Raw genomic sequence first — 25445 nt, 5'->3', positions numbered from 1 at the left:
GGAAACAATCAGTACAAGCGAATGTTTCTGAAAAAAGTGTGTAGTTTTACTACATGGACGTCGTGCGATTGCGGATACTGCGCGAACTCGCCGACCGCGGAACCGTGGCTGCGACAGCCGCAGCGTTGTCGATGACACCGTCAGCCGTCTCGCAGCAGCTCAAGGTGCTCGCCCGGGAGGCGGGAGTGCCTCTACTCGAACCCGACGGCCGACGCCTGCGGTTCACCGACGCGGGTCGTGCGCTCGTGGTGCGCGCCGACGAGGTGCTCGACGCCCTCGACCGGGCCGCCGACGAGATGACCGCCTATGCGCGGTCGCCCCGCGGACGGGTGCGCGTGGCGTCGTTCCCCTCCGGGGCGGCACTCCTGCTGCCGGCCGTGCTCGAGGCGGCCGGGGCGATCGGCGTCGAGTTGGACGTGAGTGACGAGGACGTCCCGGCCTCGGCCGCGCCCGCACTGCTCGCCGACTACGACGTGGTGCTCACCCACCGCGACGAGCGTTCGGCTCCGCTGTCCGGGCCGCGTGTCCACGTCGAGACGCTCATGCGCGAACCGATCGATGTCGTCCTCCCTCCCGGGCACCGGCTCGCGGCGCAGGACCGCGTGCAGGTCGACGAACTGGTGGGGGAGCGCTGGATCAGCGTGCGGGGTGGATTCCCCGTCGACGACGTGTTGCTCTCCGTCGCGGCGGTGACGGGCATCCGTGCTCGGGTTGTGCACCGCATCAACGACTTCCGTGTCATCGAGGAACTCGTCGCGGCGGGGCACGGGGTGGCCCTGCTGCCGCGGTACTCGGTTCTGCATCCCGCCTTGGTGCGCCTGCCGCTGGCCGGTGTACGTGCGGCGCGGATCTACGAGCTCGTCACCCGCCCGGGAGCGGCGCGACGGCCAGCCGTGGGTGCCGTGCTCGACAGCTTCCGGACCGCAGCGGCACGGAAGCTGTCGATGTGAACGAACGGGTGGTCGCGCGGGATCAGGCGAGTGCCTTGGCCTTCAGTGCGTCGAACTCGGCCTGGTCGATGACACCCTCGTCGAGCAGCTTCTTCGCGTCGGCTATGTGTTCGGCGGGCGACTTGCCGGCGACCGAGCGGATGTAGTCGTCCTGCACGGCCTTGTACTGCGCGGCCTCCTTCGCGGAGCGCTCTGCCATTCCGGTGCCGTGGACGATCAGATAGATCAGGCCCGTGAGCCACGGGAAGACGAACAGGAAGACGATCCAGATCGCCTTGACCCAGCCGGACTGTTCGCGGTTGCGGAACAGATCCCCGATGATCATCCACAGCATGATGAGGTACGCGATGAATGCGAAGCAGACGATGATGTACCAGATGATGTCCATGAACTCCATACGCACACTCCGGGTTCGAGCAGAACGACTCTGCGGGACGAAAATTGCGGAATTCGACGGATATCACCCGTGAACGGGTTCGTTCTCGTCGAACATTCGGAACTGTATCTTTCCGGAGAGTGCGGTAATTGCCCGAAACGGTATTTGCGAGATGAATTGTCGGGGTGAAAATCCCCGAAAACGACGAATGCGGTGGACCCTCATGGGTCCACCGCATTCGGTTCGGAGACGGATCAGCGGTGCGAGCGGTTCACCGCGGAGACCATCGCGCGCAGCGACGCCGTGGTGATCGACGGGGCGATGCCCACGCCCCACACCAGGACGGTCGTGCCGTCGGGACGCGTGACGTCGGCCTCGACGTAAGCCGCGGCGTTGGCGTCGTCGCCGGCGGACATGGCGTGCTCGGCGTAACCGCGAACGGCCACCTGGTAACCCAGCGACTCGAGGGCGTCCACGAAGGCCGCCAGCGGGCCGTTGCCGCTGCCGGAGATCTCCTTCTCCACGCCGTCGACCTTCAGCACGGCGGCGATGCTGTCCTCACCGTCGTCGGTCTCGGCCGCGGTGACCTTCTGCCGGATGCGCTCGAGCGGCGAGACCGGGGCCAGGTACTCCTCGTGGAAGATGTCCCACATCTCCTTGGGGCTGACCTCGCCACCATCACCGTCGGTGACCTTCTGCACGGCCTGCGAGAACTCGATCTGCAGGCGACGCGGCAGGTTCAGGCCGTGGTCGTGCTTCATGATGTACGCGATGCCGCCCTTGCCGGACTGCGAGTTCACGCGGATCACGGCCTCGTAGGTGCGGCCGACGTCCTTCGGGTCGATCGGCAGGTAGGGCACGGCCCAGGTGTGGTCGTCGACGTCGACACCGGCGGCTTCGGCGTCGACCTTCATCGCGTCGATGCCCTTGTTGATCGCGTCCTGGTGGCTGCCGGAGAAGGCGGTGTAGACCAGGTCGCCACCGTAGGGGTGGCGCTCGTGGACGGGCAGCTGGTTGCAGTACTCGACCGTGCGGCGGATCTCGTCGATGTTCGAGAAGTCGATCTGCGGGTCGACGCCACGGCTGAACATATTCATGCCCAGGGTCACCAGGCAGACGTTGCCGGTGCGCTCACCGTTGCCGAAGAGGCAGCCCTCGATGCGGTCGGCACCGGCCTGGTAGCCCAGCTCGGCCGCGGCGACACCCGTGCCGCGGTCGTTGTGCGGGTGCAGCGACAGGATGATCGAGTCGCGCTTCGCCAGGTTGCGGTGCATCCACTCGATCGAGTCGGCGTAGACGTTGGGGGTGGCCATCTCGACGGTGGCAGGCAGGTTGATGATCACCGGGTTCTCGGGGGTCGCGCCCAAGGTCTCGACGACCGCGTCGCAGACATCCTTGGCGTACGACAGCTCGGTTCCGGTGTACGACTCGGGGGAGTACTCCCAGCGCCAGTTGGTGTCGGGGTGGTTCTTCGCCTCTTCGAGCACCAGCTCCGCGGCGTCGGTCGCGATCTTCTCGACGGTCTCCTTGTCGGCGCGGAACACCACGCGCCGCTGCAGGATCGACGTCGAGTTGTAGAAGTGCACGATCACGTTCTGCGCCCCGGCGCACGCCTCGAAGGTGCGCTTGATCAGTTCGGGGCGGGACTGCGTCAGCACCTGGATGGTGACATCGTCGGGAATCGCGCCGTCCTCGATGATCTCGCGGACGAAATCGAAATCGGTCTGGCTCGCGGACGGGAAACCGACCTCGATCTCCTTGTAGCCCATGCGTACGAGCAAATCGAACATGCGCCGCTTACGGGCGGGGCTCATCGGGTCGATCAGCGCCTGGTTGCCGTCGCGCAGGTCCACGGCGCACCACGCCGGGGCGCGATCGATGATCTTGTCGGGCCAGGTGCGGTCGGGCAGCGAGATCGACTCGACTTCCTCGGCGAACGGCCGGTACCGGTAGGTCGGCATCGACGAGTTCTTCTGCTTGTTCCACGACGGCTGGTCGGCCGGGGCCGGCTTGCTCGGCGGCGTGATGGTGCGCGAGCCGGAGGTGAAAGCGTCGGCGGGTGACATGACGTAACTCCAAAGAGAAAAGGGGACCTGTGGGCCCAGATCGAATATCGACCGGCGCGTCGAAACCCCGCGACGGGAAGCCGGTCTGGTCAGATCCCGCCGCGGCGGCCGAGGAGAAGCACGCGCTGCATGCCCAGCAGTGTATCGCGCCATACCCCACCTCGACCAAGTGGCACCTCCCACACGCATGCGTCCCGTGTGACCGGGCGGCGGTGATGTCGTGACCCGATCGATACGAACGTGCCTGACAGCGGTACCTGCACTGCTCGCACTCGGACTCATAGCGGTCTCCGCCCCCCGCGGCGCACGCCCAACCCTGCGACTCGGGAACTCCGGTGCAGTTCCTGGGCGGTGAGTTCGTCATGCTCTACGGCAACGAGGCGAACGGCACGATCGAGATGAGGACGTCCGCGAGACCCGAGGGGCCGTGGAGCGAGGCCCGCGTGCTGGTCCCCCACCGCGAGATCGGTGGTCTCTACGCTCCGTTCATCCACCCGGGGTCCACGGATACGGATCTCTACTTCACCGCCTCGCGGTGGGGCGACTACAACGTCATCCTGTTGCGCACGACACTTTCCTGAGACGCCCCGGGTCGATGGAAGCCGCGGTCGGTAAGCTGGGCCACTGGACTTGTTCCCGAGACCCGGAGGTTGGCCAGCGTGGCACTCGTCGTCCAGAAGTACGGAGGATCCTCGGTCGCGACGGCCGAGCGGATCCGGCGCGTCGCTGAAAGGATCGTCGAGACCAAGAAGGCGGGCAACGACGTCGTGGTCGTCGTCTCGGCTATGGGAGACACGACCGACGAACTCCTCGATCTCGCACAGCAGGTGTGCCCGGCCCCGCCGGCCCGCGAAATGGACATGCTCCTCACCTCCGGTGAGCGCATCTCCAACTCCCTCGTCGCGATGGCGATCCACTCGCTCGGCGCCGAGGCCCGGTCGTTCACCGGTTCCCAGGCGGGCGTGATCACCACGGGCAGTCACGGCAAGGCGAAGATCATCGACGTCACCCCCGGCCGTGTGCGCACCGCCCTCGACGAGGGCAGCATCGTGCTGGTCGCCGGCTTCCAGGGTGTGAGCCAGGACAGCAAGGACATCACGACTCTCGGTCGTGGCGGTTCGGACACGACCGCCGTCGCACTCGCCGCCGCGTTGAACGCGGACGTCTGCGAGATCTACACCGACGTCGACGGCGTGTTCTCCGCGGACCCGCGCATCGTCAAGGACGCGCAGCGCCTCGAGAAGGTCTCCTTCGAGGAGATGCTCGAGCTCGCCGCGTGCGGCGCGAAGGTTCTCATGCTGCGGTGCGTGGAGTACGCCCGCCGCTACAACGTGCCCGTGCACGTTCGTTCGTCGTACACCACCAAGCCCGGCACCATGGTGTCCGGATCGATGGAGGACATCCCTGTGGAAGAGGCCCTGATCACCGGCGTTGCGCACGATCGCAGCGAAGCGAAGATCACCGTCGTCGGTATCCCCGACACCCCCGGTTACGCCGCCAAGGTGTTCCGCGCCGTCGCCGACGCCGAGATCAACATCGACATGGTGCTGCAGAACATCTCGAAGGTCGAGACCGGCAAGACCGACATCACCTTCACCTGCCCGAAGAGTGACGGCCCGCGCGCGGTCGAGCTCCTCACCAAGCAGCAGGGCGACATCGGCTTCACCCAGGTCCTCTTCGACGACCACATCGGCAAGGTCTCCCTCGTCGGTGCCGGCATGAAGAGCCACCCCGGCGTCACGGCCAAGTTCTGCGAGGCTCTCGCCGACGCCGGCATCAACATCGACCTGATCTCGACGTCGGAGATCCGCATCTCCGTGCTCGTGGATGACAACGAACTCGACGATGCCGTGCGCGCTCTGCACGCGGCATTCGAGCTCGGCGGCGACGAAGAGGCCGTCGTGCACGCAGGAACGGGGCGGTAATCGTGACCACCAATCAGGCGAGCGAAGCGACGGGCAAGACCATTGCGGTCGTAGGCGCCACGGGGCAGGTCGGTATCGTCATGCGCACCCTGCTCGAGGAGCGCAACTTCCCGGCCGACACGGTTCGGTTCTTCGCGTCGGCCCGCTCGGCCGGCAAGAAGCTACCGTTCCGCGGTGAGGAGATCGTGGTCGAGGATGTCGCGGCGACCTCCGACGAGGATCTGAAGGGCATCGACATCGCGCTGTTCTCGGCCGGTGGCACCCTCTCCAAGGAACAGGCTCCGCGCTTCGCGGCCGCCGGTGCGATCGTCGTCGACAACTCGTCGGCATGGCGCAAGGACCCCGAGGTTCCGCTCGTCGTCAGCGAGGTCAACCCGGAGCAGGTGAAGAACCCACCGAAGGGCATCATCGCCAACCCGAACTGCACCACGATGGCCGCGATGCCGGTGCTCAAGGCACTGCACGACGAGGCCGGACTCCAGCGCCTGATCGTGTCGAGCTACCAGGCGGTCTCCGGTAGCGGCCTGGCGGGCGTCGAGGAACTCGTCGGCCAGGTGCGTGCCGTCGCCGACGAGGCCGACAAGCTCGTCCACGCGGGCGACGCCGTCGACTTCCCGGCCCCGAACAAGTACGTCGCGCCTATCGCGTTCAACGTCGTGCCGCTCGCCGGCTCGATCGTCGACGACGGAACGGGTGAGACCGACGAGGACCAGAAGCTGCGCAACGAGTCGCGCAAGATCCTCGGCCTGCCGGACCTGCTCGTGTCGGGCACGTGCGTGCGCGTTCCCGTCGTGACCGGCCACTCGCTGTCGATCAACGCCGAGTTCGAGCGGCCGCTGTCGGTCGAGCGTGCGCAGGAGCTGCTCGCGAACGCTCCGGGCGTCCGCCTCGTCGACGTGCCGACCCCGCTCGCCGCAGCGGGCGACGACGTCTCGCTCGTGGGCCGCATCCGTCAGGATCCGGGTGCTCCTGAGGGCCGCGGTCTCGCGCTTTTCGTCTCGGGCGACAATCTGCGCAAGGGTGCTGCTCTCAACACCATCCAGATCGCTGAGCTGCTCGTCTAGGCGACCTTCCGACCTTCCGACCTTCTCGACGGAGCGGGTGGACCTCTTCGGGTCCACCCGCTCCGTCGCGTTTCGGGCCTGATCCGGTATACCCGAGAAATATTTACAAGCAGTCTGGACTGTTTGTTGTTTTCCCGTTACGCTGCGATGCGTGATCCAGGACACTGCGCCGAACGGTGGTCGCACCCAGGCGCAACGCACAGCCGCGACGCGAGCCAAGCTGCTCGACGCCGCGGTCGACTCGCTCGTCGAGCATGGCTATTCGGGAACCAGCACGCAGGGCATCGCCAAACGTGCCGGAGTCTCGCGAGGCGCCCAGCTCCACCACTTCCCGACGAAGGAGAGCCTTGTCGTCGCGGCGGTCGGGCACCTCGTCGACAGGCGGCTGCAGGAGATCCTCGAGACACGACCCGACCCGGAGCACGGCTTCGAAACGCTCATGGATGCCTTCTCCGGCCCGCTCTTCGCCGCAGCGCTCGAACTGTGGGTCGCGGCGCGGACCGATCCGTCCCTGCACGAGGCGATGATCCCGCTCGAACGCAAGGTGTCGGACGCGCTCCGCACGGGTTGCCTGGAGATCATGGGCGACCGGGTCTCGCCCGACCACATCGACCTCAGCATCGAGATCGCCCGGGGCTTCGCCGTCTCGGCCCTGATGCGTACCCCCGAATCCGATCGAGAATTCCGGGAGCGCCTGCTCCCGGTCTGGAAGGCGCTGGTGATGAAATGAGTCTCGCACTGCTTCCCGATCACGTGCACACGCTCGTCGTCGGCGCGGGCTTCGGTGGCATCGGTATGGCCGCAACGCTGTTGCGCGAGAACCCCGACGCCGACGTCCTCGTCCTCGAGCGCGGTGACGACGTCGGCGGAACCTGGCGCGTGAACACCTATCCCGGTGCCGCATGCGATGTTCCGAGCGCGCTGTACTCGTTCTCCTTCGCGCCCGAACCCGACTGGTCGCGAGCGTACGGCACCCAGGAGGAGATCTACGCGTACCTCCGCCGTGTTGCACGTGAGCAGGGCGTGACCGACCGGACGATGTTCGGGTGCGAACTGCGCGCGGCGCAGTGGGACGCCGAGCGTGCCGTGTGGCGGATCTCCACCTCCCGTGGCGACCTGACGGCCGACGTGCTCGTCGCCGCGACCGGCGCCCTCTCCACACCCACCTATCCGAAGGTTTCCGGCCTGGAGTTGTTCCGCGGCAAGAAGTTCCATTCGGCCGAGTGGGATCACGACCACGACCTCACGGGTGAGCGTGTCGCCGTCATCGGTACCGGCGCGTCGGCCATCCAGTTCGTGCCGGCGATCGTCGACCGCGTCGAACATCTCACGCTGTTCCAGCGCACGGCCTCCTGGGTGATGCCCAAGCACGACCACGTCATCGCGCGGTCGGTCCGCACGCTCTACCGGCGCTTCTCCCTGGTCCAGAAGCTCATGCGCGGATTCGTGTACGGGCAGAGGGAGATCTACGTCGTCGGCATGACGAAGCCCTTCGCCCGCAAGTACCTCCTGCCGCTGTTCGAGGTCCGGGCACGCCAGGTGCTGCGCAAGAACGTGCGCGATCCTGAGCTGCGCAAGCGCCTGACCCCCGATTTCGCGATCACCTGCAAGCGGATCCTGTTGTCCAACGACTGGTTCCCGGCCATCACCCGCCCGAAGGTGGACGTGGTGTCCTCCGGGCTGGCAGCGGTCACCGAGAACGGTGTCGTCGACGACAAGGGCACCGAGTACCCGGTCGACACCATCATCTTCGGTACCGGTTTCACGCCGACGGAACCGCCGGTCGCGCACCATATCCGCGGTGGCGACGGCCGCACCCTCGCCGAGACCTGGGACGGCAGCCCCTCGGCCTATCTCGGCATCACCGTGCCCGGCTTCCCCAATCTGTTCCTCATGTACGGCCCCAACACCAATCTCGGCCACAGCTCGATCGTGTACATGCTCGAATCCCAGGCCAACTACATCTCCGACGCGCTGCGCACGATGGAGCGTCACGGCATCTCGGCCGTGGAGGTGCGCGACGACGCGGTGCGCCGCTACACCGCCGATCTCGACCCGGCGCTGAACAACACGGTCTGGAACCAGGGTGGCTGCAGCAGCTGGTACATCGACGAGAAGGGCCGCAATTCCGTGATGTGGCCGACCTTCACGTGGCAGTACCGGGCGCGGACCAAGCAGTTCGACCCGGAGAGCTACACGGAACACCGAGCGACGGCAGGAGCGGGCGCATGAAGCAGAGCGACGGCAGGAGCGGGCGCATGACCCATTACGACGTCCTCGTCATCGGATCCGGATTCGGCGGCAGCGTCGCAGCACTGCGCGCCACCGAGAAGGGATACAAGATAGGAGTTCTCGAGGCCGGACGGCGTTTCGAGGACGACGAGCTGCCCGAGACGAGTTGGCGGCTGCGCAAGTACCTGTGGGCGCCGCAGGTGGGATGCTACGGGGTACAGCGCATGCACCTGCTGCCCAACGTGCTCGTCATGGCGGGAGCCGGTGTGGGCGGCGGGTCGCTGAACTACGCCAACACCCTGTACAAGCCGCCGACGCCCTTCTTCCGCGACCCGCAGTGGGGTCACATCACCGATTGGGAAGCGGAACTGACGCCGTACTACGACCAGGCGGCACGGATGCTCGGCGTCCGCCCCAATCCCAGCATCACGCCCGCGGACGAGGTGATGCGCCAGGTCGCCGACGAGATGGGTGTCGGCCACACCTACACGACCACCCCGGTCGGTGTGTTCTTCGACGAGCCCGGCAGGACGGTGCCCGACCCGTTCTTCGGTGGAGCCGGCCCCGACCGCACCGGCTGCACGGAGTGCGGCAGCTGCATGACGGGTTGCCGTGTGGGAGCGAAGAACACGCTCGTCAAGAACTACCTCTACCTCGCGGAGAAGGCCGGCGCGCACATCCACGCCCTCACGACGGTGACCCGTGTGGTGCCCCGTACCGGTGGTGGGTATGAGGTCCACACCCGCAGCACGAACGGCATCAGGAAGCGCCGCAAGGTCTTCACCGCCGACCAGGTGGTGATCGCGGCCGGTACCTACGGTACGGCGCGCCTGCTGCTCGCGAGCCGCGAGACCGGCGACCTGCCGAACCTGTCTCCGGCCCTCGGCACCGTGGTGCGCACCAACTCCGAGGCGGTGCTCGCCGCGACCGCGCAGGATCGCGTCGTCGACTACACGAAGGGCGTGGCCATCACGTCGTCCTTCCACCCGGACGACCACACCCACATCGAACCGGTGCGGTACGGCAAGGGCAGCAACCTGATCGGTCTGCTCCAGGCGCTGCTCGTCGACGGTGGCACGCGGATGCCGCGACTGCTGAAGTTCTTCGGTGTCGCCGCGAAGAATCCCGCCGCCTTCCTCCGCTCGCTGTCGGTCCGGAACTGGTCCGAGCGCACGGTCATCGCTCTCGTGATGCAGACCGACGACAACTCTCTCGAGCTCGCGACCCGGCGCACGCCGATCGGCCGGGGCCTGACCAGCAAGCAGGGGCCGGGCACTCCGCCGCCCGAGTGGATTCCGGTGGGCCACGAAGCGGTCCGCCGCGTCGCCGACAAGATCGACGGCGACGCCGGTGGTTCGATCGCCGACCTGTTCGACATCCCGATGACCGCGCACTTCCTCGGCGGGTGCGCGATCGGCGATTCGCCGCGTACCGGCACCGTCGACCCGTACCTGCGTGTCTACGGGCACAAGGGTCTGCACGTCGTCGACGGCTCCGCGGTGAGCGCCAACCTCGGCGTGAACCCGTCCCTCACGATCACCGCGCAGGCCGAACGTGCGCTGGCGCTGTGGCCGAACAAGGGGGAGAAGGACAACCGGCCTCCGCTCGGGTCGGCCTACGAACCCGTGCAGCCCGTGCAGCCCGTGCGTCCGGTCGTGCCCGTCGAGGCCCCGGCGGCGCTGCGACTGCCCATCACCCCCGTTCGGAAGGAGAGCGCCCGTGCTCTGGACAGTGCCTGAGAGCGAGGACGAACGCACCGACTATCCGGTCTCGCCGCCACCGCCATGGCCGGCCTCCGTGCGGGCCGCCCTGTGGTGGCATCGCAGCACCCCGGACGCCTCCCAGTACGGGCCGACCGGCGCGACCCTGCCCATCACCCTCGCGATGATGGTCGACTACCTCGACTCGCCGGTCGGGCCGTACCGCGAGGTGCTGGCCAGCCCGGTGCTGCGCCGCGACCTGATCCCGGCGATGGCGGTGCCGTTCATCGCCGTCGACTCCGAGCCGTCGGTGCACGGTGGTCGCGAACACTGGAAGCTGCCGAAGGTGCTCGCGAAGTTCGACGGCGACGTCCTCGGCGATTTCTCCGCGACCGGCGCCCGATGGAGCGTGGCCACCTCGGCCGCGCCGAAGGGCCCGGAACTGCCGATCGCAGGTGGACTGACCTTCGCCCAGCCGATCCCCGGCGGCGCCGTCGAACGCGCCACCGCCCGGCTGCGGGGGAAGTTCCGTTACGCGCGGGTGACCGTCGCGGCGGAGGGACCGACGCTGAGCCGCTGGCTTTGCCCCGGCACCCACCACGGCATCGTCATCACCTCCGGACGGATGTCCACGGGCGCGTCGCGAGTCGTGTCGCGTATGTAGGTCAGCCGGTCTCCGCCGTCGAGGAGATCGCCGATGCCGACGCACACGCGATGTTCGACGTGCAGATCTTCGGGGTGCTGAACGTGATGGGGCGGCGTTTCCGGTGTTCAGGAGCAACCGTCGCGGGCACATCGTCAACGTCTCGTCGATCCTGGTGCTCACGACCTTCCCGGGCTGGGGGCTCTACAGTGCGGGCAAGTTCGCGCTCGAGGCCCTGACGGAAGCGCTCGCCGCGGAGGTCGCCGATCTCGGTATCGGGGTGAATCTGATCGAACCGGGATACGTGCGGACCGATTTCCTGACGAAAGACTAGCTCGCACTTCCCGATTCGACACTCGGTGAGGATCCGGCCGTGCGGAGAGACGACCGAGGCGCGCCGGGCGCTGGCGGGCGCCGACCACACCGACCTCTGATCCGATCGGAGACCCGAAGTAGGCGTGACAGGCACCGCACCGATCCTTTTCTTGACTTATTCCAGAAAAGGGGCATACTTGGTGTCATGCAACAAGGACACGAGCATCACTTCGACCCCAAGGAGCAACTGCGCTCCGTGGGTCTGCGGGTGACCGCTCCCCGCGTTGCCGTACTGAGAACCGTTGCCGAGCATCCGCATTCCGATGCGGACGGAATTGCCGCCCACGTGCGCGACGAACTCGGCTCGGTGTCGACGCAGGCCGTGTACGACGTACTCAAGGCATGCATGGGGAACGGGTTGCTCCGCCGGATCGAACCGGCCGGATCACCCGCACGGTACGAGACCCGCATCGGCGACAACCACCACCACCTCGTGTGCCGCGCATGCGGCACGGTCGTCGACATCGATTGCGTGGTCGGGGCCGCGCCCTGCCTGACGCCGTCCGACGACCACGGCTTCGTCATCGACGAAGCAGAGGTCACCTTCTGGGGCCTGTGCCCCGATTGCCGCGCCGACTAGCGCCCACTCGCTTCACCGGTGGTCCGGCCCCTCCGCGGGCCGAACCACCGGCTTCGTGTCCCGAGACCCGGAACATCCGTATACGGAGGTCACCATGACGAATGCCCGTTACACCACGAACAACGTCGGTATCCCCGTCGCCAGCGACAACGAGTCGCTCACCGCGGGCACCCAGGGGCCGATCCTGCTCCACGACCACTACCTGGTCGAGAAGCTCGCGCACTTCAACCGCGAGCGGGTGCCCGAGCGCGTCGTGCACGCCAAGGGCGCCGGCGCGTTCGGTGAGCTCGTCGTCACCGAGGACGTCTCCGCCTACACGAAGGCCAAGCTGTTCCAGCCGGGCGTGAAAACCGAGATGCTGGCACGCTTCTCGACGGTCGCCGGTGAACAGGGCAGCCCCGACACCTGGCGCGACCCGCGCGGTTTCGCTTTGAAGTTCTACACCGAGGACGGGAACTACGACCTGGTCGGCAACAACACGCCGATCTTCTTCATAAAGGACCCGATCAAGTTCCCCGACTTCATCCACTCGCAGAAGCGCCTGCCCGGCTCCGGCCTGCGCGACCACACGATGCAGTGGGACTTCTGGACCCTGCGCCCCGAGACCGCACACCAGGTCACCTGGCTGATGGGCGACCGTGGCCTGCCGCGCACGTGGCGCCACATGGACGGCTTCGGTTCGCATACCTACCAATGGATCAACGCCGACGGTGAGCGCTTCTGGGTGAAATACCACTTCAAGACCGACCAGGGCATCGAGTTCCTCACCCAGGACGAGGCCGACCGCCTCGCCGGCTCGGATCCCGACTACCACCGCGCCGACCTCTACAAGGCGATCGAGCGTGGCGAGTTCCCGAGCTGGACGCTCCACGTGCAGATCATGCCGGTCGCGGAGGCGGAGAACTACCGGTTCAACCCGTTCGACCTGACCAAGGTGTGGTCGCAAAAGGACTACCCGTTGATCAAGGTCGGCACGATGACCCTGAACCGCAACCCGCGCAACTTCTTCGCAGAGATCGAGCAGGCCGCGTTCGCCCCGTCGAACGTCGTGCCGGGCATCGGTTTCTCGCCCGACAAGATGCTGCTCGGCCGCGTGTTCTCCTACGCCGACGCCCACCGCTACCGCATCGGCGTCAACCACGCACAGTTGCCGGTGAACTCCGCGAAGGCCGCCCGTGTCGACTCCTACAGCAAGGAGGGCAACATGGCCTTCACCTTCAACGATCCGCAGACCCCGGTCTACGCACCGAACAGCTTCGGTGGTCCGCATGCCGATCCCGAGCGGGCCGGCGACGAAGGTCTGTGGAACTTCGGAACCGAGGCCGTGCGCGCGGGCTACGTGCAGCACCCAGAGGACGACGACTTCGGTCAGGCGGGCACCCTCGTCCGCGACGTGATGGACGACGCGGAGCGCGAACGCCTCGTGAACAACATCGTCGGACACGTCCTCGGCGGTACCTCGGAGGCGCTCTACGAGCGGATCTTCGAGTACTGGCGCAACGTCGACGAGGAGCTCGGCAAGCGGGTCGAGGCGGGCGTGCGCGCCGGAGCCTGACCCGTCACCGGGGGAGGTGCGGCGGGATCAGAGCAGTCCCCACCAGTAGATCAGGGCTGCCAGCGCCAGCACGATCAGCGTGGTGTCCATGTCGCTCTCCCTCCATCCGACGACGACAACTCCATCTTCCTCGCAAACGAGGAATCCGGCACAGACGCCAGGGCCGTCCACCTCTCCGGTGGGCGGCCCTGCCGGCGTCTGCCGAGCATATCGGCTGTTCGAACACGCGTGTGACAGGTGTGTCGGCTGTGGTTGTTAGGTTGGAGATCCGGGGCCGGCGTCGTCACGCCGGGTCGGGTTCGCGCTCGTTCGTCGAAAGGTGTTGTCCGACATGGTGATGGGTCCTACCCATGCAGTATCCGGGGCGCTGGTGGGGCTCGTCGTCGCAGATCTGCTTCCTACCGACTGGGGTGCACCCGCGTCCACCGCGGAGACCTTCGCCTTCGCGGCGGTGTGTTCGGGGGCGGCCCTGCTTCCGGATCTCGACACGGCACAGTCGACGGTCGCGAGGTCGTTCGGGCCCGTGAGCCAGACCTTCGCCAGGGGCATCGACGCGGTCTCGCTCGGCTACTACTCGCTCACCAAGGGCAGCCGCGACCGGAAGCGGCGCGGCGGGCACCGCACCATGACGCACACCGCGCTGTTCGCGGCACTGCTCGGAGCCGGAGTCTCGGCACTCGTCGCGAGCTTCGGCAGGGAAGCGATCATCGGGGTCTTGTTCGTCACTCTCGGTCTCGCACTGCGCGGGTTGTTCGGGTCGTGGGCGAAGAAGCGCGGGTGGGTGGTCGTCACCCTGAGCGCGGCAGTGCTGTCCATCCTGTCGTGGACGTGGTTCCCGCAGGAGGTTGCGTCGACGGGCCTGGGGGTCGCGGTGGCCCTCGGATGCGCGACGCACTGTCTCGGCGACGCCATCACCAAGGAGGGAATCCCCTTCCTCGCTCCGTTCGTGCCCTGGCGCGGGTCGCGCTGGTGGGAGATCAAGTTGCCGTCGGCGTTGTCCATCCGTGCGGGTGGCCCGTTCGAGCTCGGCATCCTCGGTCCGGCCCTCACCGTGGCGGCGGTCGCGATGGCGGTCTGGTCGGTCGACGGCGCTCCCGAACACATCCTCGGCACGTTGGAGGCGTCGGGTCTGTCGTTCTGGAGCGAGGGTGCCGCACACCGGTAGCGGTACTGGAGAATAGAGAGAACTTGTTCTATTTTCGCGGAGTCCGCGCCCGCAGAACAGAACGGAACCCGCCCTCGTGAGCGCTCGAGCCTCTGGTCCCACCCTCAGCCGTCGCGGTCTTCTCGGAGCAGCGGCCGGAGCAGCCGTCCTTGCAGGCACGGGATGGACGCTCGCGGGTGCGGTACCGCTCGGCGACCCGGCAGCTACGATCCCGGCGCCGCCGGACTTCCCGGCCGACATCCCGCTCTCGCAGCAACAGTTCGTCAACTGGGCGAAGACCATCCGGTTCGACGCGGTGTGGACCGCGACCGCGCGCACCGCCGACGACGTCGTCCGCCTCGCGAACTGGGCGCACGCCCACGGCTTCCGCATCCGTCCCCGCGGATCGATGCACAGCTGGAGTCCGCTCACCCTCGAGGCCGGGCAGGACATCGAGAACGTCGTGCTGGTCGACACCATGTCGCAGCTGAACCAGGTCGTCGTCGACGCGGACGCCGCACCTCCGCGCGTGACGGCCGGAGGGGGCGCGAGCATCGAATCCATCCTCACCACGCTCGAAGCGAACGGACTGGGCTGGGCCAACTCGCCCGCCATCGGCGACATCTCCATCGCGGGGGCACTGTCGATCGGTGCCCACGGAGCCACCTACCCGGCGGCGGGGGAGACGGTGATCCCCGGCCAGTCGTTCGGCTCCCTGTCCAATCTCGTCCTGGCTCTGACCGCCGTGGTGTGGAACCCGTCGGCCGCTGCCTACGAACTCCGCGAGTTCCGCCGCGCCGAACCGGAGATCAGACCCCTGCTCGCCCACCTCGGACGCACCTTCGTCACTTCGGTGACGCTGCAGGCCGGAGCGAACTACCGGGTGCGCTGCCAGAGCTTCACCGACATCCCGTGGCGCGAACTGTTCGCCCCGCCCGGCTCGCCGGGGCGCACTTTCGAGCGCTACGTCGAGGAGCACGGGCGGGTCGAGGCGATCTGGTTCCCCTTCACCGAGACACCCTGGCTCAAAATCTGGTCGGTCTCCCCGGAGAAGCCCGCCGCCTCCCGCGAGGTGCAGGATCCGTACAACTACTACTTCTCGGACAGTCTGCCCGAGGAACTCACCGACCTGCTGGGACAGGTCGTGCGTGGCGCCCAGGGCGTCACACCGACCTTCGGTGCGTCGCAGTTCGGTGCGGTGGCAGCGGGACTCGCAGCGACCGGCACGAAAGATCTGTGGGGCTGGTCCAAGGACCTGCTGTTCTACCTGCGCGCCGCGACCCTGCGCGTGGTCGCCGGTGGCGGTGTCGTCGTGACGAGACGCGACAACATCGCCCGCGTCATCAACGAGTTCACGACGTGGCTGCACGAGCGGATGACGCACTACGCCTCGCTCGGGCAGTACCCCGTGAACATGCCGTTCGAGGTACGTTTGTGCAAGGTCGACGACGCCGACGAGGTGCTCGTCGACGCCGCCGGTGTGCCCGACCTGTCGCCGGTGCGTCCCCGCCCCGACCGCCCCGACTGGGACACCGCGATCTGGATGAACGTGGTCTCCATCCCCGGAACGGCCGGGATGCCGGCCTTCTTCCACGAGATGGAGCAGTGGATGGCCGCCCACTACTCGGGCGATTACGCGACCTTCCGGTCCGAGTGGTCGAAGGGTTGGGCGTTCGACGACGAGGGCGGCTACCGCGACCCCGGTTTCCTCGGTGAGACGGTGCCGGCCATGTACCGCACCGGCCTACCGTCCGGGCAGGGTTGGGACGCCGCGCTCGCGGCTTTCGAGCAGTACGACCCGCACCGGGTGTTCAGCAACCGGTTCCTCGACCGGTTGCTGCCCTGATCGACGGCCGAGAACTGAATCAATCCTCGTCGGACTCCGTCCGTAGCGGCGCTGAATGCTCCGTCTGCTGTGGAGCGGCGGGAACCCATACCCGTAGCGGCTGAACGACCTCGCCGTAGAAGACGTCGGCCGAAGCGGTCACGCTCGTGATGAATCCCGTCGCCGTTCCGGACGAGCGGCGACTGCCCAGCGGGAACGTCTGCTCGAGGGTGAAGGACACGATGTCGCCTGCACGTCCCTCGGTAAGCACTCGTGGATCCGCGCGCACGGTGTCGAGATGTTCGCACGCTTCGTTACCCCGTACCGAGAACGCAGCTTCGAGCTGCACGTTTCCGGGTGCGGTCTTCAGTTGCTTGACCAACCACGACACTCTCTTGCGTGAAGTCCCCTCATCGGGCGCATCGACGGTTGTGCGACAGCGGACCTTGTTGGTGCGCAGATCCGCCGAGACCACGAGATCGCCTGCGGTATCCGGGATTCGTAACACCGCTTCGAAAACCCCGTCGGTCGCGAGCCGGTCCGCGATAGAGGCGTTCCGTGCGTCCGGATCGGTCGTGAAACGACGCGGCAGAACATGCGTCACCGGGACGCCGAGTTCTGCGGTGAACCGGAGCGCCAGGTGACGGGCCAACGCGACCCAGGTGCTCGCAACCGTGAGCGCTTTGGAATCACTGGCGCGAAGCGTGCCGGCAGTGACCGCGTCGCGAACAGCGACCCAGTGCCGTCCCATATCGACGAATTCCGAAACCCCACTGCGGGGGTGATCGATGTAGCGGAGGAACTCACGCAGGATCCAGTCCTGGAGATCGCTCTCCAACTCTCCATGGGACAACACCATGCGTGCTTCGTGAGCGATTTCTGCCCATGCGAGGTGTCGAAGCGTGACCTTGGTGAGTTTGCGCCGGTCCACGGCGACGGGGAGTTCCCCCGCAGCGGCGGGAATGTCGTTGGAAATGCTGACGACGACGTCGTACTTCTTGCGGCGCGCGACATCGAGATAGTTCTCGAGCTGTTCGCGCTTGAGTTTGCCGTTGCCCGTCTTCACCTCGACCAGGCCCGTCCACCGGCGGCTTCCGCGTGCGACCTTGAGTACCGCATCGGGCACCACCCGCGATTCGCCTCGCTCGTAAGGCACCTCCAGGTAACCCTCGAAAGCGCCGGCGGGCGCGCCGAGACGAAGGCACACGGCACGCGCGAACGGGGGAACTGCCTGCATGGTGGCGACGAGCGCGGAAGTCGCTCGACGCTCCTGCTCGTCTCCCGCGCCGATTCCGGCCACGGAGAAGAGACGGGCGGGTTGCCAGCTCTCCTGCTCGGCCTGGGAGAAGGTGATCGGCTTCGGCTTCCGGGCAACTCGCTTGGTCGTGCGAACGCCGGATTTCTGCCGCGCGGTAGGGGCGGTCGTCGCGACAGGGGCGGGCTCGGGAATCTGCGCAGAAACCGGATTCTCCGCGTCGGTAGGGGAGGGATCGACCGGGGACGGTTCCTGAACCTCGCCGCCGTCATCCACCTCCACGCCGTAGTCCTGTGCGAGTCCTGCCAGACCGGACGCCCATCCCTGTCCGACCGCACGGACCTTCCAGGCGCCGTCCCGGCGGTAGACTTCGCCGAACACGAATGCGGACTCGGTGTCCGCATCCGCAGTGACGTACTCGGCCACGGGACGCCCGGTCGGATCCACGACCCGCAGAGTGAGCTTGCCGAGGTCGCCGAACGTGCCGTCGTAGAGGCTGCCTGCCAGCGCGATCGTGTGTACATCGTCGGGCACCGTCGCGAGATCGATGCTGATGCGTGCCTGCGCGCCTTCCTCCGTCGCTCCGTTCCCCAGGAACCGGACGGAACCGTCGGCCGATTCCGGCTGGTTGTAGAAGACGAAATCCGCGTCGGACCTCACCTTGCCCGAATCGGCGAGGAGCAGCGCCGAGGCGTCGACCTCGGTGTCCGCTTCCGTCCAGCCCAGGACGATGTCGACTTGCGAGACGTCTGTCGGAAGCGGCATGTTCTGCCCCTTGACGAGAACCGGGAAATCCATCGGGGGCACCTTCGTTCCAGTGTCGGTCGTGCGCGCGATATCGAGCGCTACGGACACATCGAAGGGAACGGCTCCGATGTTTCACGGTGCACGCGAGTAGCTCGTCAGGACCCGGATGCGCCGCAGCAGGCTCGCTCAGCACCCCGTGTGCGAGAAGGCCCGCATGTAGCCGGCGGTCTGGTAGGCGTACGCCCACGCCCAGTACGACAGGGCGATGTCGGCAGGGCTGGCGGCCATGATGAGTTCGCCGTCGAAGCATCGGTCGAGGATGAAGCGCGCGCGGGAGACGTGAGGTACGAACGTCACGACGATGACGCTCTCCCAGCCGCGCTGCTCCGCGAGGCGACGCAGTTCCATCGCTTCACCGCGAGTGGTCGGCGGATCCGGCTCGAAGCACGTGACGGGGAATTCGTAACGCGGGTGGTCGCACAGGTCCGTCAACCAGACGTCCTTCGTGCCGTTGGGATTCGACACCACGACCTCGGGTGCGAAGCCTTCGAGTGCGAGTTCGAGCGCGTAGGGATAGCGCTCGTAGATCGCACCGCCGAGGACGAAGATCGCATCGGCCCGGCGATACGGGCTGAGGTTCTCGATCTCGATCTGCGGGGCCACGTAGACGGGCACTCCCGCGGCGATGAACGCGCACGCGACGAGCACGAGGACGGCGGGCCACCGTCGTCGCCGTGGTCGTGACCTGGTGAGTGTGGAACCTCCGGAGTTCTCCGGCGCGCCCTGCTGGGAGGCCCTGTGTCGTCGCGTCATCCGCTGATTTCCGTTCCCCCCGACCGGAGTCGGAGCGTCTCGCGAGTGCGGTGCCGCATTTCAGTTTAGGGCATGCAAGTCGGTTTTTCGCGCCTAAAACAAACTTGAAGAATCTTTTGCGCGAGCGCGGCGTGCTCTTTTCTCTGCACAGAAGCACCGTTCCAGGAGCAGATGGCGGCCTATTCTGCTCTTACGCCCTGCGGCAGAACAGCTCGCAACCTCGGGTCGTGCCCGAAGCGATGGGGTTCCCTCCGGGGAGAGGATCGCGATGACTCGGATCGGTAGGACCCCGAGGGCCGGACTCCTGCGTGCCAAGTCGGTGGAGCAGTCCATCCGCGACACCGACGAACCGGATTCGAGGTTGCGTAAGGACCTGACCGCCTGGGACCTCATCGTGTTCGGCGTCGCAGTCGTCATCGGCGCAGGCATCTTCACGCTCACCGCCCGCACCGCGGGTAACGTCGCCGGTCCGTCGGTGTCCCTGGCCTTCGTGTTCGCTGCGATCGCGTGCGCGCTCGCAGCCCTCTGCTACGCCGAGTTCGCCTCGACCGTGCCTGTCGCCGGCAGCGCCTACACCTACTCGTTCGCGACCTTCGGAGAGTTCGTCGCGTGGATCATCGGATGGGATCTCATCCTCGAGTTCGCCCTCGCCGCAGCGGTGGTGGCGAAGGGGTGGTCGCTCTACCTCCACGAGGTCGTGGCCGTGTCGTCGAGCGTCATGATCGGACCGGTGAAGATCGACTGGGGTGCGATCCTGATCGTCGCGGTGATCGGCGTGCTGCTCGCCACGGGAACCAAACTCTCGTCCCGGGTCTCACTGGTCATCACGTCGATCAAGATCGCAGTGGTGGTGTTCGTGGTGGTTCTCGGCGCCTTCTACATCGAGACCGAGAACTATTCGCCGTTCGTCCCACCCTCCGAAGCCGGCGACACCGGTGAGGGGTTGCACCAGTCGTTGTTCTCGTTCGCGACCGGGGCAGGCGGCAGCACCTTCGGCTGGTACGGGTTGTTGGCTGCAGCCAGCCTGGTGTTCTTCGCGTTCATCGGATTCGACGTCGTCGCCACCACGGCCGAGGAAACGCGCAACCCACAGAAGGCGGTGCCGATCGGCATCCTCGGCTCGCTCGCGATCGTGACGGTGCTGTACGTGGCCGTCAGCCTCGTCCTCACCGGCATGGTCGACTACACCGAGCTCGAAGGGGACGAGTCGACGCTGGCGACGGCCTTCGCACTCAACGGGATGGACTGGGCCAAGAACCTGATCTCGATCGGTGCCCTCGCGGGTCTGACCACGGTCGTGATGGTGCTGATGCTGGGTCAGACGAGGGTGCTGTTCGCGATGGCACGGGACGGACTCGTGCCACGCGGGCTCTCCCACACGGGCAGCCATGGAACTCCGGTACGTACGACGGTGCTCGTGGCGGTGATCGTCGCAGTACTCGCGGGGCTCGTGCCGCTCGGCACTCTCGAGGAGATGGTCAACATCGGCACACTCTTCGCGTTCGTACTCGTGTCGATCGGCGTGATCGTGTTGCGGCGCACGCGACCGGACCTCGAACGCGGGTTCCGGGTGCCACTGGTACCTCTGGTGCCGATCCTTGCTGTGATCGCATGCGTGTGGCTCATGGTGAATCTGTCCGTCGAAACATGGCTGCGGTTCGTCGCGTGGATGCTCCTCGGCCTGATCATCTATTTCGTCTACAGCCGGAACCACTCGGTCCTTGCGACCCCATCCCGGGTCCGGGCAGGCCCGGAAACGTAGTCGGGAAAGCAGTCAGGGCACCTTCTCCGTGAGGAGAAAGTGCCCTGACGAGTTCTTCCACGAGTCGGGGTGGCGGGATTCGAACCCACGACCTCTTCGTCCCGAACGAAGCGCGCTACCAAGCTGCGCCACACCCCGTATTGAACCTCGGTCAGCTTACAACACGAGTCCGCAGAAGATTAAATCGGCTGGTCAGCGACGTAACCCGGCGCGCTCTGCCGAATCACCGCTGGCCTGCTGCGCGGTGTCGCGCGAGGCCGGAACGAGGGTCAGCAGGGTGGCCTCCGGACGGCAGAAGAACCGGGCGGGAGCGAACGGCGACGTGCCGATACCCGCGGAGACGTGCAGTCGCATGTGGGCACCCCAGCGCGACGCGCCCTTCACCCGCGACCGGTCGATCCCGCAGTTGGTCACCAGCGCGCCGTAGAACGGCAGGCACAGCTGGCCGCCGTGGGTGTGGCCCGCCAGAACGAGGTCGTAGCCGTCCTCGGCGAAGCGATCGAGCACCCGCGGCTCGGGGGAGTGAGTCATGCCCAGTCGCAGATCGGCCGAGGGATCGGCCGCACCTGCGATCGTCTCGTACCGGTCGCGGTCGAGATGCGGGTCGTCGACACCGCCGACGGCGATGCGCACGCCGCCGATCTCGATGTCGCGGCGCACGTGCGTCATGTCCTGCCAGCCACGTTCGGTGAACGCCGCACGCAGGTCGCCCCACGGGAGCGGAGGCCCGTAGACGCGGTCGTGGTCCTTGTCGAAGTAGGCCAGCGGATTCTTCAGCACGGGAGCGAAGTAGTCGTTGCTCCCGAAGACGAACAGACCCGGGCGGGCGAGGAGTCCGCCGAGGGCCTGGACGACGGCCGGAACGGCCTTCGGGTGCGACAGGTTGTCGCCCGTGTTCACGACGAGATCGGGCTCGAGGCCGTCGAGTTCGCGCAACCAGTTCTGTTTCAGCTTCTGATTGGGAGTCATGTGCAGGTCGCTGATGTGCAGGACCCGCAGTGTCGACGCGCCGGGCGCGAGCACCGGCACCGTGACCTCGCGAAGGGTGAACGCGTTCCGTTCGATCAGCGTGGCGTAACCGAGGCCGAGAGCGGCGGCGCCGGCAGCACCGAGGGTTACGCGGCGAATTGCAGACAGGTCAGGCACTTCTCCAGCGTACCGCCGTGCGTGGTCCTCGCACGTGGTTCGCCTGCCCCGCGTAGCGTTTCCGGCATGAGCGACACCACATCCTCCCTCGAATCCAGGCTGCGGACCGACCTGACCGCAGCGATGAAGGACAAGGACAAGCTGCGGACCGAGACCCTCAGGATGCTGCTCGCGGCGATCCGGAACGAGGCGGTGTCCGGCAAGGAGGCGCGTGAGCTGTCCGACGACGAGGTGCTCCGGGTCCTCGCGAAGGAATCGAAGAAGCGCGGCGAGGCCGCCGAGGTCTACACCGAGAACGGACGCGGAGAGCTCGCGGCCAAGGAGCACGCCGAGGCACGGATCATCGACGAGTACCTGCCCACCCCGCTCACCGATGCCGAACTAGTCGACGTCGTCGACACCGCCCTCGCGCGCGTTGCGGAGGAACTCGGCACGCGGCCGGGTCCGAAGAACATGGGCCAGGTGATGAAGGCCGCCACCGAGATCGCGGCAGGCAAGGCCGACGGCAAGCGCCTGTCCGCAGCCGTGCGTTCACGCCTGTAAACCGACCGTGGAAGCCCTGCGGCTCAGTTGTCGGGGCGGCTCGGTGTCGTCGTGGGAGTGGACTCCTCCTCCGCCGGCGGACTCGACTCGCTCTGCTCGAGCTCACGTCCCGGGATGGGCGCGGGCGTCGACCGGCGGGTCGTGTCGGGCACCTCGCGGTCGCGCGGGCGGGCCGGGGTGGCGCTCGTGGTGGGAGCGACGCGGACCGATCCGTCGCTGATGAACAGCGTGACCGTCGATCCCGGGACGGCCGAGCCGCTCGGGGACGTACCCGTCACCGTTCCGGCGCGTTCCTCACCGGCGATCGTCGCCTCCGAGACCGAGAATCCGGCGTCCTGCAGTCGCTGCACCGCGCGGTCCTTCGACAGGCCCGTCACGTCCGGAACCTGGGCGTTGCCCGCGCCGCGGACGTACCGGGGATCGGGGGCGGGCAGTTCGATGGAGCCGAACTTGTTCGCCACCGGCAGCATCGCTGAGAACCATGTCCGCGCCGGTTCGGTACCGCCGAAGAGGTTGCCGTCGTAGCAGGGGCGGACCGGACCTGAGCAGATCTGGCCGGGAGTGGGGGAGTCGCCGTAGGTGTAGACCACGCCGGCGAACCGGTTGGTGAAGCCGAGGAAGGCCGACGACATGTGCGACTCCGTCGTACCGGTCTTCGCCGCGACCGGCAGGTTCCAGCCCACCGACCCCGCGGCGCCCGAAGCGGTACCGCCGGCGGAGGTGTCCTTGCTCATCGCCGTCGCGAGGGTGTCGGCGAGACCGGGCTCGACCGCCTGCTCGCACGCCTGCTGCGTGATCGGCACGGGCTTGCCCTCGCGGTCGAACACTTCCTCGATCGGGCTGGGCGGGCACCACTTGCCGTGCGAGGCGAGGGTTGCCGCGACGTTCGACAGCTCGAGCGCGTTGATCCACGTCGGGCCGAGCGTGTACGAGCCGAGGTGCTGGTTCTTCTGCATCTCGGCCATCGACTGGTCGCCGAAGCCGGAGGTGCGGGGCTGCAGGTACGACCGCAGACCCAGGCGCACCGACATGTCGACAACCGCGTCGACGCCGGTCGCCTCGATGAGCTTGACGAACGCCGTGTTCGGTGACTGTGCCAGCGCGTCGGTCACCGACAGTCGCGACGGATACGGCGCGGCGTTCTCGACGCAGTAGTAGTTGGCCGGGCAGCCGCGGGCACCGCCGTCGCCCAGACCGCGGGCGTTGTAGCGGGACGGGACGTCGAGCACGGCGGAGGTGCCGAGACCCTGTTCCATGGCGGCGGCGACGGTGAAGATCTTGAAGATCGACCCGGCGCCGTGACCGGCCAGCGAGTAGGGCTGCGGCTGGACCGTCTCCTTGGCCTCGGCGTCGAGACCGAACTTGCGGCTCGACCCCATGGCGAGGACCTTGTGCGAATCCTGGCCCGGCTCGATCACGTTCATCACCGAGGCCACGTCGTCGACGGTGGGGCTGGTGAACCGGTCGAGCGACTCTTTGACGGAGTTCTGGACCTCGGGGTCGAGGGTCGTGCGGATGAGATATCCGCCCCGGTCGATCTGCTCGCGCGACAGGCCCGAGTTCTCGAGATACTGCAGCGCGTACTCGCAGAAGTAACCGCGGTCGTCGGCAGCGATGCAGCCGCGGGGGAGCGTGTTGGGCTCGGGCAGCACGCCGAGCGGCAGTTCCTTCGCGGCGCGGATCTCGTCGGCGCGCTCCGGGATGTTGTCGATCATCGTGTCGAGCACGATGTTGCGACGGGCGAGCACGCCGTCGGGATTGGTGTACGGGTTCAGCGCCGAGCTGGACTGCACCATGCCCGCGAGCATCGCGGCCTGCGGGATGTTCAGGTCCTTGGCGTCGATGCCGAAGTAGGTCTGGGCGGCGTCCTGGATGCCGAACGAACCGTTGCCGAAGGGGACGAGGTTCAGATAGCGGGTGAGGATCTCGTCCTTGGTGAGCTGATCGTCGAGGGTCAGCGCCATGCGGATCTCACGGATCTTGCGGGCCGGCGTCGTCTCGATCGCCGCGCGGCGTTCGGCGTCGGTCTTCGCGATCACGTGGAGCAGGTAGTTCTTGACGTACTGCTGGTCGATCGTGGAGGCGCCCTGCTCGACCTGACCGCTCGTGGTGTTGGTGAGGAACGCGCGGATGGTGCCCTGCCAGTCGACGCCCTGGTGCTCGGGGAACCGCTTGTCCTCGATCGAGACGATCGCCAGTTTCATCTCGTTGGAGATCTGGTCGCTGGGCACCTCGAAGCGACGCTGGTCGTAGAGCCACGCGATCGGCTCGCCCGCCTTGTCGACCATGGTCGTCACGGCTGGGACGACACCTTCGACGAGCTCTGCGGAACTGTTGTCGACGGTGTCCGCGGCTCGGTTCGAGACGTACCCGAAACCACCCGCGGCCGGGAAGAGCATCCCTGCTACGAGAACGCCGCCGAGGGCCGTGCAACCAGCGAGCTTCGCCACCGTTCTTCGGATCGACACGCCTACACACTACGTGGCGAGGGACCGGCCGGCCGTTTCCAGGGAGCGGGCGTGGCACGACGGGCGAGGTGAAAACGCCTCCGACGTGGGACTTTGTACGTGCGTACCAGAAAAGGTTTCGTTCGCCTTGCGCGTGGGCATCAGTTTACCTAGATTGAGAGCGTCCGGCAAATGATGAGCCCGCCCAACGCAGGGAACGTTCCGGCGTGTCGATACAGGTAGAGGCACGGGTACCGAGTCGATCATGTGATTGCTGAAGTCCCACGATCACCCGGA

22 protein-coding genes and 1 tRNA gene are annotated in these 25445 nt (G+C 66.9%); 15 read left to right on the top strand and 8 right to left on the bottom strand.

Annotated features, from left to right (window positions below):
• Positions 1-53: 53 nt before the first annotated feature.
• Positions 54-950: a LysR family transcriptional regulator gene (locus tag K3M35_RS20335; RefSeq protein ID WP_220666908.1), complete on the top strand. Its 897-nt coding sequence runs from the start codon at positions 54-56 to the stop codon at positions 948-950.
• Between the two features lie 22 nt (positions 951-972).
• Here K3M35_RS20335 and K3M35_RS20330 read toward each other — a convergent pair whose 3' ends face one another.
• Entirely contained in the window at positions 973-1347 is a 375-nt protein-coding gene (locus tag K3M35_RS20330; protein WP_006552449.1) for an SHOCT domain-containing protein, read from the bottom strand.
• A gap of 233 nt (positions 1348-1580) precedes the next feature.
• The gene (leuA, locus tag K3M35_RS20325) at positions 1581-3392 is read right to left on the bottom strand and encodes a 2-isopropylmalate synthase (RefSeq protein ID WP_024102798.1); all 1812 of its coding nucleotides are present in this window, start codon (positions 3390-3392) and stop codon (positions 1581-1583) included.
• Between the two features lie 335 nt (positions 3393-3727).
• Here leuA and K3M35_RS20320 point away from each other — a divergent pair, with 335 nt between their 5' ends.
• From K3M35_RS20320 to K3M35_RS20275, 10 genes are all read left to right on the top strand, one after another.
• Positions 3728-3973 carry a DUF4185 domain-containing protein gene (locus tag K3M35_RS20320; RefSeq protein ID WP_308257094.1) on the top strand — a complete coding sequence of 82 codons (246 nt, stop codon included), beginning with the start codon at positions 3728-3730 and terminating at the stop codon, positions 3971-3973.
• Between the two features lie 78 nt (positions 3974-4051).
• Positions 4052-5317, top strand: coding sequence for an aspartate kinase (locus K3M35_RS20315; protein WP_006552446.1), 1266 nt, complete (start codon positions 4052-4054; stop codon positions 5315-5317).
• Between the two features lie 2 nt (positions 5318-5319).
• Entirely contained in the window at positions 5320-6381 is a 1062-nt protein-coding gene (locus K3M35_RS20310; protein ID WP_071936173.1) for an aspartate-semialdehyde dehydrogenase, read from the top strand.
• A 151-nt stretch (positions 6382-6532) separates the two neighbouring features.
• Positions 6533-7111, top strand: coding sequence for a TetR/AcrR family transcriptional regulator (locus K3M35_RS20305; RefSeq protein ID WP_064061142.1), 579 nt, complete (start codon positions 6533-6535; stop codon positions 7109-7111).
• Positions 7108-8613 (top strand): NAD(P)/FAD-dependent oxidoreductase, encoded by a 1506-nt coding sequence (locus tag K3M35_RS20300; protein WP_220666907.1) that lies wholly within the window; start codon positions 7108-7110, stop codon positions 8611-8613. The genes K3M35_RS20305 and K3M35_RS20300 overlap by 4 nt, the downstream gene beginning before the upstream one ends.
• 26 nt (positions 8614-8639) lie before the next feature.
• Positions 8640-10352 (top strand): FAD-dependent oxidoreductase, encoded by a 1713-nt coding sequence (locus K3M35_RS20295; protein WP_006552442.1) that lies wholly within the window; start codon positions 8640-8642, stop codon positions 10350-10352.
• Positions 10345-10977 carry a hypothetical protein gene (locus K3M35_RS20290; protein WP_094979548.1) on the top strand — a complete coding sequence of 211 codons (633 nt, stop codon included), beginning with the start codon at positions 10345-10347 and terminating at the stop codon, positions 10975-10977. Before K3M35_RS20295 ends, K3M35_RS20290 begins: the two co-directional genes overlap by 8 nt.
• A gap of 103 nt (positions 10978-11080) precedes the next feature.
• The gene (locus K3M35_RS26320) at positions 11081-11290 is read left to right on the top strand and encodes an SDR family NAD(P)-dependent oxidoreductase (RefSeq protein ID WP_052227363.1); all 210 of its coding nucleotides are present in this window, start codon (positions 11081-11083) and stop codon (positions 11288-11290) included.
• Between the two features lie 186 nt (positions 11291-11476).
• On the top strand, positions 11477-11911 hold the full coding sequence (locus K3M35_RS20280; protein WP_220666906.1) for a Fur family transcriptional regulator: 435 nt from the start codon (positions 11477-11479) through the stop codon (positions 11909-11911).
• 94 nt (positions 11912-12005) lie between these two features.
• On the top strand, positions 12006-13466 hold the full coding sequence (locus tag K3M35_RS20275) for a catalase (RefSeq protein WP_094979547.1): 1461 nt from the start codon (positions 12006-12008) through the stop codon (positions 13464-13466).
• Positions 13467-13493: 27 nt separating this feature from the next.
• Here the strand turns inward: K3M35_RS20275 and K3M35_RS20270 are convergent, their stop codons facing one another.
• Positions 13494-13637 carry a hypothetical protein gene (locus tag K3M35_RS20270; protein ID WP_019290230.1) on the bottom strand — a complete coding sequence of 48 codons (144 nt, stop codon included), beginning with the start codon at positions 13635-13637 and terminating at the stop codon, positions 13494-13496.
• A 160-nt stretch (positions 13638-13797) separates the two neighbouring features.
• Here K3M35_RS20270 and K3M35_RS20265 point away from each other — a divergent pair, with 160 nt between their 5' ends.
• A complete protein-coding gene (locus tag K3M35_RS20265) occupies positions 13798-14631 on the top strand; it encodes a metal-dependent hydrolase (protein ID WP_024102807.1) in 834 nt (277 codons plus the stop codon).
• A gap of 76 nt (positions 14632-14707) precedes the next feature.
• Positions 14708-16456 (top strand): cholesterol oxidase substrate-binding domain-containing protein, encoded by a 1749-nt coding sequence (locus K3M35_RS20260; protein ID WP_220666905.1) that lies wholly within the window; start codon positions 14708-14710, stop codon positions 16454-16456.
• 19 nt (positions 16457-16475) lie between these two features.
• On the opposite strand, the gene K3M35_RS20255 is transcribed toward K3M35_RS20260, so the two are convergent.
• Both K3M35_RS20255 and K3M35_RS20250 read right to left on the bottom strand, forming a co-directional pair.
• Positions 16476-18488 carry a TerD family protein gene (locus tag K3M35_RS20255; RefSeq protein ID WP_220666904.1) on the bottom strand — a complete coding sequence of 671 codons (2013 nt, stop codon included), beginning with the start codon at positions 18486-18488 and terminating at the stop codon, positions 16476-16478.
• Between the two features lie 135 nt (positions 18489-18623).
• Positions 18624-19145, bottom strand: a complete 522-nt coding sequence (locus K3M35_RS20250) for a YdcF family protein (RefSeq protein ID WP_120281212.1) — start codon at positions 19143-19145, stop codon at positions 18624-18626.
• 373 nt (positions 19146-19518) lie between these two features.
• Between K3M35_RS20250 and K3M35_RS20245 the strand changes: the two genes are divergently transcribed.
• Positions 19519-21012, top strand: coding sequence for an amino acid permease (locus K3M35_RS20245; RefSeq protein ID WP_220666903.1), 1494 nt, complete (start codon positions 19519-19521; stop codon positions 21010-21012).
• 64 nt (positions 21013-21076) lie between these two features.
• Here K3M35_RS20245 and K3M35_RS20240 read toward each other — a convergent pair.
• Positions 21077-21150 (bottom strand) — tRNA-Pro (locus K3M35_RS20240).
• A gap of 54 nt (positions 21151-21204) precedes the next feature.
• Positions 21205-22158, bottom strand: a complete 954-nt coding sequence (locus K3M35_RS26720; RefSeq protein ID WP_006552435.1) for a metallophosphoesterase — start codon at positions 22156-22158, stop codon at positions 21205-21207.
• 66 nt (positions 22159-22224) lie between these two features.
• Between K3M35_RS26720 and K3M35_RS20230 the strand changes: the two genes are divergently transcribed.
• Complete coding sequence (locus tag K3M35_RS20230) at positions 22225-22701, top strand: GatB/YqeY domain-containing protein (RefSeq protein ID WP_220666902.1); 477 nt, start codon at positions 22225-22227, stop codon at positions 22699-22701.
• A gap of 23 nt (positions 22702-22724) precedes the next feature.
• On the opposite strand, the gene K3M35_RS20225 is transcribed toward K3M35_RS20230, so the two are convergent.
• A complete protein-coding gene (locus K3M35_RS20225; protein WP_041803539.1) occupies positions 22725-25151 on the bottom strand; it encodes a penicillin-binding protein in 2427 nt (808 codons plus the stop codon).
• Positions 25152-25445 lie beyond the last annotated feature (294 nt).

Source organism: Rhodococcus sp. DMU2021 (assembly GCF_019641445.1).
In the GTDB taxonomy this organism is placed as follows: domain Bacteria; phylum Actinomycetota; class Actinomycetes; order Mycobacteriales; family Mycobacteriaceae; genus Rhodococcus; species Rhodococcus pyridinivorans.
This window is presented reverse-complemented; position numbering and strand designations above follow the sequence as displayed.